This window comes from Rhizobium sp. B230/85, assembly GCF_019355735.1.
In the GTDB taxonomy this organism is placed as follows: domain Bacteria; phylum Pseudomonadota; class Alphaproteobacteria; order Rhizobiales; family Rhizobiaceae; genus Rhizobium; species Rhizobium rhododendri.
On sequence record NZ_CP072156.1, the window covers coordinates 639,949 to 656,429 of the forward strand.

Below are 16,481 nucleotides of genomic sequence, written 5' to 3' on the forward strand. Positions count from 1 at the left end.
AGCTGTTGTCGCGCAGATATCAATAGGCGCTGATGCCGGTGCCCTTGTAGACTTTGTCGAACTCGGCCTTGACGTCAGGGTTCTGGTAGGAGTCGACTAGCGTCTTCACCCATTCCTGGTTCTCGTTGCCCTGCTTGACGGCGATGAAATTGCGGTAGGGATTGTCGGAGACAGGCTCCTGGGTAATGCGGTCATCGGCCGACAGGCCGCTCTTTAGCGCCCAGTCGGTATTGACGACAGCGGCATCGAGATCGTCGATCGAGCGGCCGACGATGCCGGCGTCGAGTTCTTTGATCTCGATTTTCTTGGGGTTCTCGGAAACGTCGGCGACGGTGGCCAGAATCCCGGTGCCGTCCTTGAGCTTGATCAGGCCGGCGGTCTGCAGCACGCGCAGGGCGCGGCCCTCGTTCGACGGATCGTTCGGCACGCCGATCACGGCGCCATTCGGGATCTCGCCGACGGACTTGTATTTCTTGGTGTAGAGACCGATCGGCCAGACGCCGGTGTAGCCGACGCGGACGATGTGGTAGCCATGCGTCTTGATCTGGTTGTCGAGATAGGGCTGGTGCTGGAAGGCATTGGCATCGATCTCGCCGCGCTCAAGCGCCTCGTTCGGCTGGGTGTAGTCGTTGAAGGCTACGGTCTCGATCTTCAGGCCCTTCTTAGCTGCCTCGGCGGTCACAACACGCCAGACGTCCTCGTCCTCGCCACTCATGATGCCGACCTTGATCGACTTGTCGGCGGCCATGCTCGACTGCGGCAAGGCCGCAAAGCCAATGATGGCTGCCGCCGACGCAATCATCACGGCAAGGCCTGCGCGACGCGACAGGCTGGAGGTCAAAAGACTGAATTTGAATGTCTTGGTCATTGTTTCGTCCCGTCAAAATCGCGGGGCTTTCCGCCCCTTCACGCCGAGACAATCGCAAATGGGAGATCCCTATGCCAAGCACGATCATCTGTTGTTGGCGCAAGGACAGGAAAACCTGTGTTGTCGTGGAGCGATCGACGCCGCATTTATTTCAGCGCCACCACCACCACCGCCGTTGGCGCGCCGATGAAGACTACCCTTCAACACCGGCGATGGACCTTGCCACGTCCAGCGCCTGCATGCGGATATCGGGCACCGCCGTAATCTCCCAGAACTGTCCTGCTGTCAGCGCGCCTATTGCAAACAGTCCGTCCTGTTGACGACCGCCCGCATCGAGCACCCGCGAATGCCGGTCGACGACGATCCCCAGCCCCAGTTCATCGGCTGCGATCATGCCTTTCTCCAACATTTCGCGGAGCAGCGGCGAATGGGCAACGCCGGCCCGCTCCATGCCCGTGCAGTTGACGACCCAGTCTGCGCGCAAGCAGGCCTCTTCCTGGCGGCCGCGTGGCCGGTAGTGAATGTCCAGTCCGACCTCCGACTGGCGGATCGCCTGCAGAAACCCTGCATGCGCTGTCACCGTCCCGTCTTTCACCAATCCATCGAACTCGCTGAACACGGCGGGCGCGATGCGGTGGCGGTGAATATTCCACCAGGCAAGTGCGTGGCGTAGAAACCGCGCCCGCTGGTCTTTGTCCAGCCTCTGCCAAAGCGACTGGGTCTGCGAGCGCAGGCCGTCCATCACGTCGCGCCAGTCCGTTCCACCGCGCACTTGCCGTCGCAGCGCGTGCAGGACGGCACTCATCGCCATCGTGTCTGTCGGGAGGTCCGGTTTCGCCGGAGAATGATGCCCGGCGCGGTGCGAATGCGGCAGCAACCCGCGCCGCGAAAGCAGATGGATCGGCCCACGATGCCCATGCGCCCGGAGCGCAAGCACCTGGTCGATCATGGTGAGGCCCGAGCCGAGAATGCAGATCTCGTCCGAAGGCGCGACCTTCGAAAGCCAGCCCAGCCGCCATGGGTTGCGCACGATCCTGGGTTTTGCAGCAGCATCGAGGCTGCCCGATCCAAGCGGCAGCTCTGCATTTCCGACGCCGAGACAGAGGACGACGTTGCGTGCGGTCATTTCCGTCTGGTTGTCGAGATGGAAGATCACGCCTGAGGTCGCACACTCGACGCAGGCCCTCGCTTTCGCCTTGATGAAATCGACACCCGCACGGTTTGGTCTGTCGCGCAACAATGCAGCCAGCCGATCGCGCAGATAACGCCCGTAATCCCCCCGCGAGGCGAAGTCGTGGGTATCGACCAGCCGGTTCTCGGCGCGTAGCCACGCCACGAAATCGTCCGGTTCGTCCGGGAACACGCTCATGCGACCCGCCGGCACATTCAGGCGGTGTAGATAGAATTCCGTTCTGTAAGCAGTCCCACGCCCGAACCCCGGATCGTCTCCTACCACGGCGATACGTGCCGATGATGGCAGCAGCCTGAGCAGATTGATCGTAACGGCTATAGCCGAAAACCCCGAGCCAACGACAGCGACATCATACGCCATATAGGCCCTCACTTGTGTTCATACGGATACCAGCTGCTATCGCAACATAGCCACATCTGGTACCGATTGCCGCGCAAGTCACTGAAATCGCGCGATAAAAATCGCAAATTTCAGTCAGATCTCGATTGTCGTCGGTTCCAAACTTACAGGAAATCGAAGCTGTGGCCAAGATGCCAGCCTCAGAACTAGCCGAGTTCGATGCCATGTCGCGCGATGAAATCGACCATTGCCCGGTCTTCGACGGCGTCTTTTTCGATTGCCTCGACGACGCCGAAGACTTTGCGCTCGTACTTCGTTCGCTCCGCATCATAGGACCACCCGCGCGTCACCTTCGCCTGAAGTTCGGCGCGTGATTTGCTGTAGTAGTGGTTGAGCTGCAAGAAACGATTGGAATAGAAGGCCGGCGACTTGCGGCCGGAGCGGGTGAATTGCTGGCCCGCATCGTTGACGGTGAGCTCTCCATGCTGGCGCGTCCTGAATTGGTGGACGCTGACTTCGACCACTTCGCAGGGATCGACGATGCATTTGAAGTTGGAAACGTTTTCCTGCCGTGTCAGCGGATCTGCACCGCGCATAGTGTAGTTGGAAAGCAGCGGTCCCTCAGGCTTTACGGCATGACCTGATGTGCCGAACATATGCCAGGGCAGAGATACATTCGGAAAGCCGCCAGCGCCTTCCAGGGCCTGCTCTACGGTTGACCCCTGTTTGGGCAACAGAAATTCATCGACATCGACGAATGCCATGCGGCTGTAAAGGCTGCCAAAGTTGAGAATAGCGTGAGCAAAAGCAATCGTCTGGCCATTCAGCAGTTGGCCACTTGCCGCGTCCGACATGCGTGCGATCCACGGAACGATCGTCAGGGCATCGGCGGCAAGGAGATCCGATAGAAGCGCCTGCGTGCCATCCGTAGAACCGTCGTCATAGATATAGAAATGGCGCACGCCAACGGCACGGTGGAAGCGGATCCACTCTTCGATATAGGCTGCCTCGTTCTTGACGCAGGCCATGATCGCGATGCCGTGGCGGCCGGAAGCAGGCGCCGGTGGTATGATCGAAAGCTTTCGTGTAAGCGGCTTTGCCGACTTGAACCAACCCATTTAGGCCTCTTTTTCTACGACTGGGACTGTCGAATCGGAGCGTAGTCGCGACAGCATATCTGCCCGTCGGGCCCTCGGGGCAAGTTGCGCTGCCTATAATGCCTGCTAACAAAGCCGATGATGCCTACCAACAAAATAGCGTCGCAATTCTGTCGACAAATGCGATCGCCGTCCTATTTCGCGTCGAAGCTGCAACTTGACTTTCGAAAGCGGGAGTTACAAGCATCAGGCCGTAGTTTTGATAACGGTGGCTACTGTACAATATCTGTTGCTTTGCGAGGTGACGGCTTTTTGGCCTAGCACCTGGCACATGGACGATAGCGGAGAGATCATGATCGATAATTTAGCGCGTATTTTCGTCGGCTTCGATTCCAAGGAAGTCGTAGCCTACCACGTTCTCACGCAGAGCATCATCGAACATTCATCCATTCCGGTGGCGTTCTCGCCGATCGTGCTGAGCAATCTCGGCGACCTCTTTACCCGCGAACGCAATGCCCTTCAGTCCACCGAGTTTTCCTTCTCGCGCTTTCTGGTCCCGCACCTTTGCAACTACGAAGGCTGGAGCATCTTCATGGATTGCGACATGCTGGCGCGTACCGACATCGCCGAGCTCTGGAACCTGCGCGACGACCGGTATGCAGCGATGTGCGTCAAGCACGATTACCAGCCCAAGGTTGAAACCAAGTTTCTCGGCCAGACCCAGACCAAGTACCAGAAGAAAAACTGGTCCAGCCTGATCATGTTCAACAACGCCAAGTGCCGCGCGCTGACGAAGGAATTCGTCAACACAGCAACTGGCCTCGAACTGCACCAGTTCAAATGGCTGGAAAGCGACGACCAGATCGGGGGACTGCCGGTAACCTGGAATTACCTGGTCAACGAATACGATCACCGCCCTGACGCGAAGATTGTCCACTTCACCGACGGCGGCCCCTATTTCGACGAATACCGCAACGACGATTACTCGGAAGAATGGTTCGCGATGCGCGACCGCGTCCTCTCCGTTCAGCAGAAATAAGCATTCGTGGAACCCGTTTCAGGCAATGAACAAGCGCCTGGCAGTTCTCTGCCAGCGGCCGGCTCTCTTTCAGGCATCACCGAGGTCAAGGATTGGCAAGCGATTTTCGCGGCCTTCTCCCATGTCGTTCTCGTTGCCAACAGCGATACGGTCGATATCGCCGGGCTTCAGAAGCAATATCCGCCCAGCACCCTCTTCGTGTTTTTCAACAAGGTCTACAAGGTGCTGGACGCGCCCTTTCAAGGCAACGCGCTGCTGATATCGCGCGGCAGCTCCAAAGGTGCCAACATTGTCTACCGGCGGGAAGTTGGCGACGTCGTCAAGTTCTTCCCTCGGGATCGTTTCCTTGGCATCATGAACATTCGGCTTAACGCCGAGGAAAAATTCAATACCGCCGCCGAATTTGAAAACACGCCTACTGGCCATCTCGATCTGAGCGGGTTCTGCAACGACTTCTATCCCGAGGACAAGGTGCCGACCAGCGGCTTTGCCATTGCCCTGTGGCTCAGCGACCTGAAATTGCCCGGCACCATTATCCTTGCCGGGTTTTCCGCGCGTCGCAGTCAGCAATGGAAGGTCGTTTCCGTCCACGACTGGAGTTTCGAGCAAGTCTTCTTGCGCCTTTTTGCGCGCATGGGGAAAATCTCTGTCCATGGCGGCGTCTCGCAAAATGCCTACGCAGCCTTGGCAAAACGTTTCCCGGATATTCCGTCGTCGGAAATTTCAATGGCGATTGCCGATGTCTTGTCCGAGCGTCTCGGCAACGCCAATGCCGAGATCGACAAGCTGATATCCCTCACCAATGTCATTCGCGACATCGATAATTTCTTCCGTCGCCTGCGGCCGCGTTTTCTAAAGCGACGCTGAGACGGTATCCCTCCCGAAAAAGATGGCTATGCCCGGCTCATTTTCCGACCTCAAAAAACTTCTTTACCGGAACATCAAATACCGGCTGACGCGCCCGTCGCCGCCGACAGTTACACCGCGCTTCGAAGGCCCCGTGCTTGTCGTCGGTTCTGCGCCGGTTTCCCATAAACCGGCCGATTTCGACGACAGGTTCCGCGTCGTGACGATCAACGGTTCGCAGGCGGTGACCGAGGCCTGGGGCATCGAGGAGCCGGATGTTACCTTCGTGCAATTCAACCAGATCGAGGGCACCAACACCAACGCTGTAGAGGTTCGTCGCGTGCTCAACGGCAAGCGGACTGGAGCTTTGTTCGTCCTGCTCTGGCGCAAGGATGAGCGCGAACGGCTCGAAAGGGGTTTGCAGGCGTTCAATTACAAGCCGCGCACGCTGACGATCGTCGATCGGTACGAGCGAATGGCTCTGCTGGACCGCGTTGTCGGCCGCAAGAGTTTCGAGATGGATACCGATTCCAAGTGTTCCAATGGTATCAACGCCGTGCTCTTTGCCCTATACAACGGCGCCACGGCAGTGATCATCACCGGCATCAACCCCAACTCGGGCGGGCACGCCTACAATCAGGTGAATTTATCGCGTCAGCATGTTCGAATGGATCAGGAGATTCTTGTGAGACTGATGCAGCAGGGTTATCCCGTTTTTACCACTGACCCATCGGTGTCGGAGTCTATCGGCCTGCCGCTGTGGCAGGGCATTGAAAATGTCCAGCATGCAGGATTGTCTGGCGAGCGGAGCAATTCATGAACCCTCTTAAACCCGTCGTTGCGCTCTGTCGTCATGTTGAGCAGCGCTTTGTGCCATGGCCATTGCTGCTCATTATCCTACTGACGATTGCCGCCTTTTTATTCGGCTATCTCGCACCCTGAAGGAGCGGTCGCATCTATGTCGCGACTGCCCTTAATTTTTGGCGTAAAAGCAAATGACGTCGCCGGCTGCGGCCTCTTATCTGCCGAAAAATGCGTTGCTCACGAGCGCGGCTTAAGCTTCTGCGGATCGTAATGGGCGAAAGGCACGATCACGGCTGGAAGGCGCTTCTGCTGGCCATCCAGCTTGCCGATCTCGACCTCGGTTCCGATCCCGGCATGCACTACGTCCATCCGCGCCAAGGCAATGGTCTTCCTCAACAGCGGCGAGCGGGTCGCACTGGTGACGACACCCACCTGCGCCCGCCCGATATGCACGGTGTCTCCATGGCCAACCGTCTCGTTGGCATCGATATCGAGGCCGACCAGCCGGTAGCGGGGATTTTCCTTGCGGGCGAGCAGTGCGGTGCGGCCGATGAAATCCTCCGTCTTCGACTTCAGTGGCACGGTAAAGCCGATGCCGGCTTCAAAGGGATCGGTCTGGTCTGAAAATTCGTAATGCGCGAAGATCAGTCCGGCCTCGATGCGCACCATATCGAGTGCCTCGAGCCCCATCGGCTTGATGCCATGCTTCTGGCCGGCCTCCCACACGGCGTCGAACACGGAGATGGCATCCTTCGGATGACAAAAAATTTCGTAGCCGAGTTCGCCGGTATAGCCGGTTCGTGACACCACCACCGGTGCGCCTTCGAAATGACCGATCCGGCCGACTGCAAAGCGGAACCAGTCGAGCTCGGAGATCGCCGGCTGCGTCGGCGCGGTCCAGACGATTTCCGCAACGATGTCCCTGCTTTTCGGTCCCTGCACGGCGATATTGTGCATCTGGTCGGTGGACGAGCGCACCCAGGCTTTGAAGCCCATCTTTTCCGCTTGCTCGCGCAGCCAGACACCGGAGAAATCGTCGCCGCCGATAAAGCGGAAATTGTTCTCCGCCAGCCGGAAGACGGTGCCGTCGTCGATCATCCCGCCGTTTTCGTAGCACATGGCGGTGTACACGACTTGGCCGGGAGACAGCTTTCTGATGTCGCGGGTCATGCAATATTGCAGCAGAGCTTCGGCATCCGGCCCGGTGATCTCGAATTTCCGCAGTGGCGACAGATCGATCACCACAGCCCGTTCGCGGCAGGCCCAGTATTCCTCGATCGGTCCGTCATTGTTGAAGCGGTTGGGTAGCCAATAGCCGCGATATTCGGCGTAATTGCGCGTCATCGCCGAAAGGCGGGGATGGAAGGCAGTTTCCTGGGTCATTTCCGGCTCTGCATCGGGAGTCATTCTGGTCGCCACGGCTCGAGAGAATTTTCGGTCAGCGGAGTAGGTACGGACATGGATATCTGTGGGGTCCCAGCCGTTGGCGGCATCGATATCGTCGGGACATGACGAGGAGACGCAAACGAGATCGGTCAGTGCCCGCATCAGCACATAGTCGCCCGGCCGAGACCAGGGCTCGTCGAGGTAGAGCTGGTTCTGGTGGTCTATGTTGGTGTTGTAGAAATAGTTGATCGCCTCCCAGCCTTTGCGGGGAGCAATGCCAAAGGGCGACAATGCATCGTTGAAATTGTCGGTGCAATTGGCATGGCCGGGATAGCCCATGTCGTCATAGTAGCGGGAATTGCAGGCGGTGGCGAAGGCGTCGTGCCTTCCGACCGTGTCCTGGACGATTTCGACAAGCGGTTCGAAGTCTCGGTCGAAACATTTTGAGGGAAGACCGGGTGTCGGATAGCTGCGGCTGAGCAGCGTCCGTGTGACCGTGGCGTCGATGGCCCGGTCGAGCCCCTTGTCGACCTTGCGGGCGGCAAAAGCCTGGAAGTCGGTACATTGGCGGCCGGCGACATCGATGATCTGGATGAATTCGCCGGCGCGGACAAAATATGCTGATGCCGATGCCGCCGCGATGCGCAGGTCCTGCAGCGGATCGGCCATAGGCTCCGGCAGCGTCTCCTCGTAGCTGCGCGACAGGCGTGCGCGCTGTACCATGATAGAGATTGCCGTCGATGTGTCCTGCCGATCGAAATCCATGGGAGCGCCGGGTGCGACGACGACCAGCAATCCATCCATTGTCATTGTCAGTGCGGCCGAAGACCCTGGTGCAGAGCCGCCACCGAAAACTGTCAGCGCAGCGGCCTTGCTGAGGTCTGCGCCGCGTCGCCTCAGCGCTGCGAGCGTTCGGCTGGCGCTATCGCCACCTTCGGAGAGGATATCCTGCAGGCCTGATGCAGTTCGCGAAAACGCCACGCCAAGTCCCGCCGCATTGAACTGGCCTGCCGCGTCGATGAACGTGATCTCGCAGAGCTGGCCGCCTTCGGTATCGGTGACGACAACTGTGTCGCCAGCGCTGACCCTGATCACGGTCGAGCCGCGCCCCTTCACGCGGTAGCGCTCGCCGCCGGGCCCAAGTGCCGGCATTCCGGGCCTGATGATCCGGCTGGCGCGGGGCGGCTGCAATACGTTGGCGGAATGGGGCATTCGAACCTCCGGCGAGCATCGGCCGCCTAATCTGCATATTCTTATATATCCAAATTTTGGGATGGAACACAAAGAGAGACTTGACCCTCATGAAAAAAAATTCACTATGAGAAATAAGTGACGCGACCGCTTGAGACTGGGATCGATCAGGAGATGCTGTAAAAGCGCCCTGCCGAACAAAAGCGCCGCCACGATCCAACAAAAATACAAGGGAACGCGCATACCGCGCGACGCAAAAACTGGTCGAGGAGACTGCTATGGTAGCTTTCGTTGAAACCGAAGGGTCCGAAGCCGCGTCAAGCGGCGGGCTGATCCGATCCCTGGATTGGAAGGGCGCCTTCTGGGTTGCCGCCGGCGTCCCGCCGCTTGTGCTGTTCTCGATCGGCGGCATTGCCGGCACAACCGGAAAGCTGGCCTTTGTCGTCTGGATCATCTCCATGGTGATGGGCTTCCTGCAATCCTTCACCTACGCCGAAATCGCCGGCATGTTCGCCAACAAGTCCGGCGGCGCATCCGTTTATGGCGCCACCGCCTGGCTGCGTTATTCGAAGTTCATCGCGCCGCTATCCGTCTGGTGCAACTGGTTTGCCTGGTCGCCGGTGCTGTCGCTCGGCTGCGCCATTGCTGCGGGCTACATCCTCAATGCGCTCTTCCCGATCCCTGGCGCCGATTCGCAACTTGTCGTCTCCTGGATCGCCGCCCATGCCGGCAGTATCACGGCCGATAGCCCGAGAGTTGCCGAATGGCTGGCGACCAATACCGGTAAGACCCAGGCAGACGCGATTACCGCGCTGATGTCCGCCGATGGCATCGCTGCCTATACGCCATGGATCAGAAGCTGGTCGCTGGTGACTTTCAACATTCCGTTCCTCGCCAAGGCCAGCCTCAACGCCACCTTTGTCATCGGCGGCATTCTGATGCTGATCATCTTCGCCATCCAGCACCGCGGAATTCTTGGCACTGCCAGCGTTCAGAAGTGGCTGGCCATCATCGTTCTCCTCCCGCTGCTGATCATCGGCCTCTACCCGATCTTCAGCGGTCAGATCGACACGCTCAACGTCACCGGCCTGCTGCCGCCCACGGCTGCCTATTCCGGCGTCGATGGCACCTGGAGCAATGGCGGCTGGACACTGTTCCTTGGCGGTCTCTATATCGCCGCTTGGTCGACCTACGGCTTCGAGACCGCCGTCTGCTACACGCGCGAACTGAAAAACCCGAAGACAGATACGTTCAAGGCGATCTTCTACTCCGGCCTGCTCTGCTGCCTGTTCTTTTTCCTCATTCCATTCACCTTCCAGGCCGTACTTGGCCAGACCGGCATGCTGGCACCGGGGATTGTCGATGGAACGGGCGTCGGCGAGGCGCTTGGTGGGCTTGTGCATGGCGGCAAGATCGTCACGCAGTTACTGGTTATCCTGATGATCATGGCGCTCTTCCTGGCCATCATGACAGCAATGGCCGGCTCCTCGCGCACGCTCTATCAAGGCTCGAAGGACGGCTGGCTGCCGAAGTATCTCGATCACGTCAACGAGCACGGGGCACCAACACGCGCCATGTGGACGGATTTTGCCTTCAACCTGTTCCTGCTGGCGATCGCCTCTGACACGGCCGGGTACTTCTTCGTACTGGCGGTATCCAACGTCGGTTACATCATCTTCAATTTTCTCAATCTCAATGCCGGCTGGATCCACCGCATGGATAGCGGCCATATCGAGCGCCCCTGGAAGGCGCCGACATGGCTGATTGGCCTCAACACGATACTGGCGTTCGTCAACGCATTGTTTCTTGGTGCCGGCGCCAAGGTCTGGGGATATTCCAATGCGCTCTGGGTCGGCTTCATCTTTGCAGCCCTGATCCTGCCGGTCTTTGCCTACCGCCATTTCGTCAGGGACGGCGGAAAATTTCCGGAAGGCGCGATGGAGGACCTCGGTCTTGTTGGCCAGGACCTCGGTGTGAAGAAGGCCGGTATCCTGCCATATGTGGCGCTGGCGGCAGGGCTTGCGGTTGTCCTCGCAGCAAATGTTATCTTCCAGCTTCCGGCCTGAGCTTTGCAGACGATACGCGGCCTATGCCGCGTGTCTGAACTATCCGCATGCCTCACGCTGAGGTGAGACGTCCGCCCAGTTTCTCAAGGCCAGCACTAAAATGAACATACCTAAGGCTGTGATAACCCGGGTCGAGGATCGGCCAAGAGAGGAATGGGACGATCCCGTGCGCGGCAGCGTCGCCTTCTACACACTGCTCAGCAGCGACATCACCCCCCACCGACAGCATGTGCGCCGGCGTCGCCGAAATCGCGCCGGGCGGCGGTTCGAGGCAACTGCATCGCCACGCCGAACCGGAGATCTACTATATGCTCGAAGGCACTGGCGTCATGAGCATCGACGGGACCGAGACGGTCGTCGCTGCGGGTGATGTGATCTTTATTCCCGGCAATGCGGAGCACGGATTGCGGAATGAGACGGATGCGCCGGTCAGACTATTTTATGTATTCCCGACTGGACGTTTCGGTGACGTCGTCTATCGCTTTCCGGATTGATTGCCCGTCAGTAGTCGACGAAAATATCTGCATCCTTGGCTGCAGCAATGAAGGCTTCGCGTGACGCGCTGGTCGGCTTATCGTTGTCGAGCACTGCAAGACAGATGTTGATAGCCATGCGATGGGTATCTCCCTGTGGGCCTGGCCAGCAGGAATAGAGGCAGTCTACGGCATCGAGCGCGCTTCCAACGTGCCTGAATTCACCAGCTTTAGGAGCCTCGACGGTCACCATGACGTCCCAGATTTTCATATCCATACAACACAACGAATGAGTGATCGAAATGGTTGCATACAATTATTAATAGAATTAGAGAGTATGAAAATTCAACACAGGTAATATGCGCTCCTCGCGGGCATCAGGGACTCGAGGATCCGAACAGGTCACGCCAGGCTGGCTGTGCGCCGTCGAAGGGCAGGGCAGTTGCTTGATGGACGCCACGTGCAATAGCGCGTGCCATCACCGTCGTCGAGAGTTGGCAGAGTTCGAGAAAGTCGATCATGCCGTCCATCGGCCGGGCGCCGGTCGATGCTGCAAAGACTGTGTCGCCGTCGAATGGCAGATGGGCCGGCAACAGGGCACGAGCCAGTCCGTCCTGTGCCATGATCGACAACCGGTGTGCCTCCGCCTTGGTGACGATGGCATCCGTGATGACGACGCCGATGGTGGTTGCTGTGATATTGACCCCCTTCAACCGCGTCGTCCGGTCTGCCGTGGAAATGGCGGGAGGCATGCCAAGACCTCCGAATTCGTTGTTCTCCTCGAACGGCGCGGCCCAGAAATGCGGACCGTCTCCGATGGTAGGCGTGCCCAGCGCATTGACTGCGACCAGCGCGGCAATTCGGTGTCCGCTGCTTGTGACCGCGCTCGCCGAGCCAAGGCCTCCCTTGACCGTTGCCGTCGTCGCTCCCGTGCCGGCTCCAACGCTGCCGAGCGGGAATTCACCCTTGGCCGCTGCGAGGAACGCCTGATAGCCCATGTCCCGATAGGGGGAATGCAGGCCCCAGTCCTTGTCTCCTCCGTTCAGCAGATCCATCAGGATCGCCTGCGGCACGATCGGCACGCGGGTGGTGCCGACCTGCAATCCGCGTCCAATCTCGCGCAGCCCCGCCTGTACGCCGCCCGCCGCATCCAGCCCGAATGCCGAGCCTCCTGACAGCACGAGCGCATCCACTGCGCCCACCGACATTGACGGATCGAGCAGCGCCGTATCCCGTCCGCCGGGCGCGCCGCCCATCACCGTGCCGGAAGCTACGGCCGGTGCATCGAAGACGATGACGGTGACACCGGACCCGAGCTTGAGGTCGGTGCAGTGGCCGACGGAAACACCCTCTATGTCAGTCAGCAGATTGCGGGAAACGGTCACGGGAATATCCTGTCGCTATGGTCGGATGGCGATAGGATCGCAAGGCATTGGAAAAGACAAGACCGGCACGGCTTCCGCTGAACCGGTCTTGCTTGGCAGGTTTTGGGCGACGATGCCGGCTCTGGCCCGCAGCGGAGCCTATACGTGGATGGGCTTTGCAGGGCTGCGTGCCAAGAGGTCGCGAATGGCGAGCCTGACTTCGTCAGCGCTGCCGAAGCGGCGCTCATCCAGATCATGGACATGGTATTTCACGGCAATGAACCGCAATTGGTCGTCGTCAGGAACGACGATACCGACAGGCACGCCTGCATACTCGATAACTTGCTTCTTCATGCGATACTCCCACCGCGCTGTGCACGGTTATGGAAAAATGACGATGTTGTTCCGAAAGGGACGAACGTCACATTCGACAGCGCGGGCCGGAGCGGAAGCCCGAGCAGTCTTGGTCCAGCACAAGCTCCCAAGGCGGGCATGCGATAAGTGTGTCTTTTCTCATGTCACTTCCCTTGCGTTGGCGTTGCACTTTGGAGGTCCCCGCGATATCCGGGGCGCCGGAAGATGGAACCAAGTTTGTCTACTCAGTTAGTAGATTATAGCCTGGTTTCCACCGCAAACATATTCTTGTCGATGTCAAAAATTTGCCTGTCGTCGAAATATCGTTCCAGCTATCGAGCATATCTGCGAAAGATAATTCGTTCTTCCGTAGATGCCTGATGCCGGGATTCGCGTCTTCTCCGACGACCCAGAGATAGGAATTTGGGATCAGCCGGACAATCCCCCAACGGTTGAAAATCAGATTGGTCGCCAAATGACCCTAATGGTTAACGGCCAAACCCAGCTTCTCCGAAGCCTCGATGAGCGACTTTTCCAGGGCTTGCAGGAAAAACTCGGCGCTCTCCCTGCTGATGCAAAGTGGCGGCTTGATCTTCAACACGTTGAGGTGATCGCCGGTCGGCTGCACGATGACGCCGAGTTCCAGCAGCCTATCGCAGAGCGCCGCCGTCTCCATGGTTGCAGGCGCGAGCGAATCACGGTCGGTGATCAGTTCCAGGCCGAGATAGAGCCCCATGCCATGTACCGCGCCGATCAGGGGAAAGCGCTCCATCATCGACACCATCCGGGCCTTCAGATGTTCACCGACAACTCGAGCATTGTTCTGCAGCGCCTCGTCCTTCAGGATGTCGAGCACGGTCATGCCGACGACCGAGCTCACCGGACTTCCACCTGTCGATGAGAAGAAATAGCCTTGCCGTTCCAGCGCATCGGCAATCGGCCTGCTGGTGATGACGGCACCGAGAGGGTGGCCGTTGCCCATGCCCTTGGCGATCGTAATGATATCGGGGACCACGCCCTGCTGCTCGAACCCCCAGAAAAAATCCCCGAGCCGGCCATAGCCGATCTGCACCTCGTCGGCGATGCAGAGGCCACCGGCGTCGCGCACGAGCGCATAGATCTGGCTGAGGTAGCCGTCGGGCAGCACGATTCCGCCGGCATTGCCGCAGAGTGATTCTGCAATCACGCCAGCCAGGCCCTCGCCACTTTCACGGACGGCATCGATCAATGGCCTCGTTGCTTCGACATAGGCGTTGCCTGCGTCGGGTCCGCGAAACTGCCCACGAAAGCTGTTCGGCGCCGGTGCTGCATGCACCCAGTCTGGCCGCGTTGTCAGGGCTTGCGGGTTGTCGGCAAGCGAAGTCGAGACCGCGTCGCTGGCGACCGACCAGCCATGATAGCCCTCCTTAAGGCAGAGCATGTTGCGGGCGCCGGTATAGGCCCAGGCAAGCCGCAGGGCGAGGTCGTTCGCCTCTGAACCGCTGTTGACCAGGAACACGCAGTCGAGGCCCCTCGGCGCAAGTGCGGCCAGTCGCTCCGAAAAATCCGCGATTCCCGCATAGTGAAAACGCGAGTTGGTATTGAGCAGCGACCACTGCCGGCCAATCGCCGCGTTGAGGCGTGGATGGGCATGGCCGAGGATCGTGACGTTGTTGATCATGTCGAGATAGGTACGGCCTTCGACGTCGAAGAGATATTCGCGCCAGCCTCGCTCGATCTGCGGCGGGTTTGCGTAATAGTGCTTCTGCGAGGCCGCCAGATGGGTCATCCGGCGGGCCAGCCGTTCGCCGCTGCTTGCCTTGGGGGCGTCAACCGCGGGGCCAAGCAACGCCGACGGTGACGGGCAAAGCGCCGACCAGGCCGGGGCCGCATGGCGGGCACACAGCAGCGGCGGCACCAGCGCGGGACTGCGGCAAAGCTGCACCCGCAACCCGCCGACCGCGCCCTCTTCTCCGGCTATCGATCCGAGAGCGTGGCCGGCAGCAATCTCGGCACCGTCTTCCAGGCTGCAGGCGATGCCGTCGAGGTGCAGGCAGACATCCAGTCCTACCAGCACCAGATGCTGGGCGTCGTTGATGATGCTGCCGGCAAAGGGTGCGTTGACGATGGTGCCGGCGGGCAGGCAGACGTCGCAGTGCAGGGCAAAATTCTTTGGCGGCTGCAGGGCAAGCGGTTCTGTTAGCGACAGGCGGAACTCTCCGTACCGCGTCGCTGCCAATCCGGTTTCGCGGGCTGCTTTCGCCAGCAGTCGCCAATCGATATCAGGCTCCAGCCAGTTGCCATCGTCCAGCAGCGGGCTCGTTGTCGACAGGTCGAGTGAAAGAATATCCGCAGTGTCGATGCCTTCAAGCAGCGGCATCCACGCCGAGGTGTCGATCGGCGCCGGACCGATGCCGACCGCCCTCAGAATGGCAGCGTCCATGAAATCGGCATTGGTGGACGTCGCGACCTCGAAGATCTCGCGCTCGAGGATGATGTTGTCACGGACATAACTATTGTCGGGATCGATCGCCAGCTGCTGCTCGCTGCTCGCCACCAGGATCACGGCGCGCGCGACGATCAGCGGCCACAGAGCCTGTAACTCGACCCCGCTCAGCGGCATCACGGCATGGTAGGCCGCAATCGCCGGCAGGATAAACAGCGGATCGCCATCCGCATGATGCAGAAGCGAGGCGCATGTCACGGCGAGGTCGCCGACCACCCAGCCCTTGATGATGTCGCCGAAGTCGATCACCCCATCGGGAATGAGATTGCCATGACCATCCGGCCGCGCCACGACATTGTCGCCGGTGACGTCGTGGTGCACCGGCTGCACGCGCAGATGCGCCGCCAGCGGCTGGATACGCTTGACTGCCGTCACCATTGCCTTGGCGATGCGGTCGCGGGCCTCGTGATTTGTGATCGCAGACAGCAAATGCACCGCCACCGGGCCGGCCCGGCGCAGATCCCACTGCAGGGTACGGTCGAGCCCGTGATGGTCGAAACCGGAAAGCGACTTTGCCAATCCGGCGCAAAGGGACCCGAGAGCCGCCACCGTCTCTGTCGGCAGATGCTTGCTGCGCGTCAGGCCCTGGCCTTCGACATAGCTCAGGAGCCGGATCTGGAGGTCCTGGTCGTTGATACCCAAAGCGACGATCTCGGCACCGTCGATTGTCGGGATGATCTCCGGAACGCGCGGTGCCCCGTCCATCGCGCGAAGATAGCGAAGCGCGGCATTCTGTGCTTCGAGCTCGACGGTGGCATAGTCCGCGTGGCAAATTTTCAGCACATAGCGCGCCTCGCCGGTATCGAGCCGGAAGTTCCGGTCCTGCTGGCTGCCGAGTTCGATGAACTCGCCCGAGAGACCATAATGGGTCGCGGCAATTTCGGCAGCGTCTGCCGCCGTGACTTCGGGCCTCGGCAATTGCATGCGGTTGACGAGCGCTTGGTCGGTCATGACACCCCCCGGATCACTTACTGCAA

General features: G+C 59.6%; 14 protein-coding genes. 6 read left to right on the forward strand and 8 right to left on the reverse strand.

Going from position 1 to position 16,481, the window contains the following annotated elements; genetic code table 11:
- Positions 1 to 19: 19 nt before the first annotated feature.
- The 3 genes from J5289_RS03010 to J5289_RS03020 form a co-directional block, all read right to left on the reverse strand.
- A complete protein-coding gene (locus J5289_RS03010; RefSeq protein WP_209182424.1) occupies positions 20 to 868 on the reverse strand; it encodes a MetQ/NlpA family lipoprotein in 849 nt (282 codons plus the stop codon).
- Between the two features lie 193 nt (positions 869 to 1,061).
- Positions 1,062 to 2,420, reverse strand: a complete 1,359-nt coding sequence (locus J5289_RS03015) for an FAD/NAD(P)-binding protein (RefSeq protein ID WP_209182425.1) — start codon at positions 2,418 to 2,420, stop codon at positions 1,062 to 1,064.
- A gap of 185 nt (positions 2,421 to 2,605) precedes the next feature.
- Positions 2,606 to 3,517 carry a glycosyltransferase family 92 protein gene (locus J5289_RS03020; protein WP_209206837.1) on the reverse strand — a complete coding sequence of 304 codons (912 nt, stop codon included), beginning with the start codon at positions 3,515 to 3,517 and terminating at the stop codon, positions 2,606 to 2,608.
- 331 nt (positions 3,518 to 3,848) lie between these two features.
- Between J5289_RS03020 and J5289_RS03025 the strand changes: the two genes are divergently transcribed.
- From J5289_RS03025 to J5289_RS29145, 4 genes are read left to right on the forward strand one after another with little or no spacing between them, the layout of a single operon-like run.
- Positions 3,849 to 4,535 (forward strand): glycosyltransferase, encoded by a 687-nt coding sequence (locus J5289_RS03025; RefSeq protein ID WP_247748943.1) that lies wholly within the window; start codon positions 3,849 to 3,851, stop codon positions 4,533 to 4,535.
- Positions 4,536 to 4,541: 6 nt separating this feature from the next.
- Positions 4,542 to 5,402 carry a 3-deoxy-manno-octulosonate cytidylyltransferase gene (locus J5289_RS03030; protein WP_257623379.1) on the forward strand — a complete coding sequence of 287 codons (861 nt, stop codon included), beginning with the start codon at positions 4,542 to 4,544 and terminating at the stop codon, positions 5,400 to 5,402.
- A 28-nt stretch (positions 5,403 to 5,430) separates the two neighbouring features.
- A complete protein-coding gene (locus J5289_RS03035) occupies positions 5,431 to 6,201 on the forward strand; it encodes a membrane-anchored protein (RefSeq protein ID WP_209206835.1) in 771 nt (256 codons plus the stop codon).
- Positions 6,198 to 6,323, forward strand: a complete 126-nt coding sequence (locus J5289_RS29145) for a hypothetical protein (protein ID WP_257623378.1) — start codon at positions 6,198 to 6,200, stop codon at positions 6,321 to 6,323. Before J5289_RS03035 ends, J5289_RS29145 begins: the two co-directional genes overlap by 4 nt.
- A 99-nt stretch (positions 6,324 to 6,422) precedes the next feature.
- On the opposite strand, the gene J5289_RS03040 is transcribed toward J5289_RS29145, so the two are convergent.
- Positions 6,423 to 8,783 carry a DUF1989 domain-containing protein gene (locus J5289_RS03040; RefSeq protein ID WP_209182428.1) on the reverse strand — a complete coding sequence of 787 codons (2,361 nt, stop codon included), beginning with the start codon at positions 8,781 to 8,783 and terminating at the stop codon, positions 6,423 to 6,425.
- A 257-nt stretch (positions 8,784 to 9,040) separates the two neighbouring features.
- On the opposite strand from J5289_RS03040, the gene J5289_RS03045 reads away from it, so the two are divergent.
- Entirely contained in the window at positions 9,041 to 10,828 is a 1,788-nt protein-coding gene (locus tag J5289_RS03045; protein ID WP_209182429.1) for an APC family permease, read from the forward strand.
- A 227-nt stretch (positions 10,829 to 11,055) separates the two neighbouring features.
- Positions 11,056 to 11,322, forward strand: a complete 267-nt coding sequence (locus tag J5289_RS03050) for a cupin domain-containing protein (RefSeq protein WP_247748944.1) — start codon at positions 11,056 to 11,058, stop codon at positions 11,320 to 11,322.
- Positions 11,323 to 11,329: 7 nt separating this feature from the next.
- On the opposite strand, the gene J5289_RS03055 is transcribed toward J5289_RS03050, so the two are convergent.
- The 4 genes from J5289_RS03055 to J5289_RS03070 all read right to left on the reverse strand — a co-directional run bounded on the left by J5289_RS03055 (position 11,330) and on the right by J5289_RS03070 (position 16,455).
- The gene (locus J5289_RS03055) at positions 11,330 to 11,578 is read right to left on the reverse strand and encodes a DUF982 domain-containing protein (protein WP_142830214.1); all 249 of its coding nucleotides are present in this window, start codon (positions 11,576 to 11,578) and stop codon (positions 11,330 to 11,332) included.
- A 100-nt stretch (positions 11,579 to 11,678) separates the two neighbouring features.
- Positions 11,679 to 12,686: a P1 family peptidase gene (locus J5289_RS03060; protein ID WP_209182430.1), complete on the reverse strand. Its 1,008-nt coding sequence runs from the start codon at positions 12,684 to 12,686 to the stop codon at positions 11,679 to 11,681.
- A 138-nt stretch (positions 12,687 to 12,824) separates the two neighbouring features.
- Entirely contained in the window at positions 12,825 to 13,019 is a 195-nt protein-coding gene (locus J5289_RS03065; RefSeq protein ID WP_209182431.1) for a hypothetical protein, read from the reverse strand.
- 481 nt (positions 13,020 to 13,500) lie between these two features.
- A complete protein-coding gene (locus J5289_RS03070) occupies positions 13,501 to 16,455 on the reverse strand; it encodes an aminotransferase (protein ID WP_209182432.1) in 2,955 nt (984 codons plus the stop codon).
- Positions 16,456 to 16,481: the final 26 nt, after the last annotated feature.

Excerpts from the sequence above, each read along its gene's own strand:
- J5289_RS03010 (WP_209182424.1), bottom strand. The coding sequence starts at position 868 with ATGACCAAGACATTCAAATTCAGTCTTTTGACCTCCAGCCTGTCGCGT.
- J5289_RS03015 (WP_209182425.1), bottom strand. The coding sequence starts at position 2,420 with ATGGCGTATGATGTCGCTGTCGTTGGCTCGGGGTTTTCGGCTATAGCC.
- J5289_RS03020 (WP_209206837.1), bottom strand. The coding sequence starts at position 3,517 with ATGGGTTGGTTCAAGTCGGCAAAGCCGCTTACACGAAAGCTTTCGATC.
- J5289_RS03025 (WP_247748943.1), top strand. The coding sequence starts at position 3,849 with ATGATCGATAATTTAGCGCGTATTTTCGTCGGCTTCGATTCCAAGGAA.
- J5289_RS03035 (WP_209206835.1), top strand. The coding sequence starts at position 5,431 with ATGCCCGGCTCATTTTCCGACCTCAAAAAACTTCTTTACCGGAACATC.
- J5289_RS29145 (WP_257623378.1), top strand. The coding sequence starts at position 6,198 with ATGAACCCTCTTAAACCCGTCGTTGCGCTCTGTCGTCATGTTGAGCAG.
- J5289_RS03040 (WP_209182428.1), bottom strand. The coding sequence starts at position 8,783 with ATGCCCCATTCCGCCAACGTATTGCAGCCGCCCCGCGCCAGCCGGATC.
- J5289_RS03045 (WP_209182429.1), top strand. The coding sequence starts at position 9,041 with ATGGTAGCTTTCGTTGAAACCGAAGGGTCCGAAGCCGCGTCAAGCGGC.
- J5289_RS03050 (WP_247748944.1), top strand. The coding sequence starts at position 11,056 with ATGTGCGCCGGCGTCGCCGAAATCGCGCCGGGCGGCGGTTCGAGGCAA.
- J5289_RS03055 (WP_142830214.1), bottom strand. The coding sequence starts at position 11,578 with ATGGATATGAAAATCTGGGACGTCATGGTGACCGTCGAGGCTCCTAAA.
- J5289_RS03065 (WP_209182431.1), bottom strand. The coding sequence starts at position 13,019 with ATGAAGAAGCAAGTTATCGAGTATGCAGGCGTGCCTGTCGGTATCGTC.
- J5289_RS03070 (WP_209182432.1), bottom strand. The coding sequence starts at position 16,455 with ATGACCGACCAAGCGCTCGTCAACCGCATGCAATTGCCGAGGCCCGAA.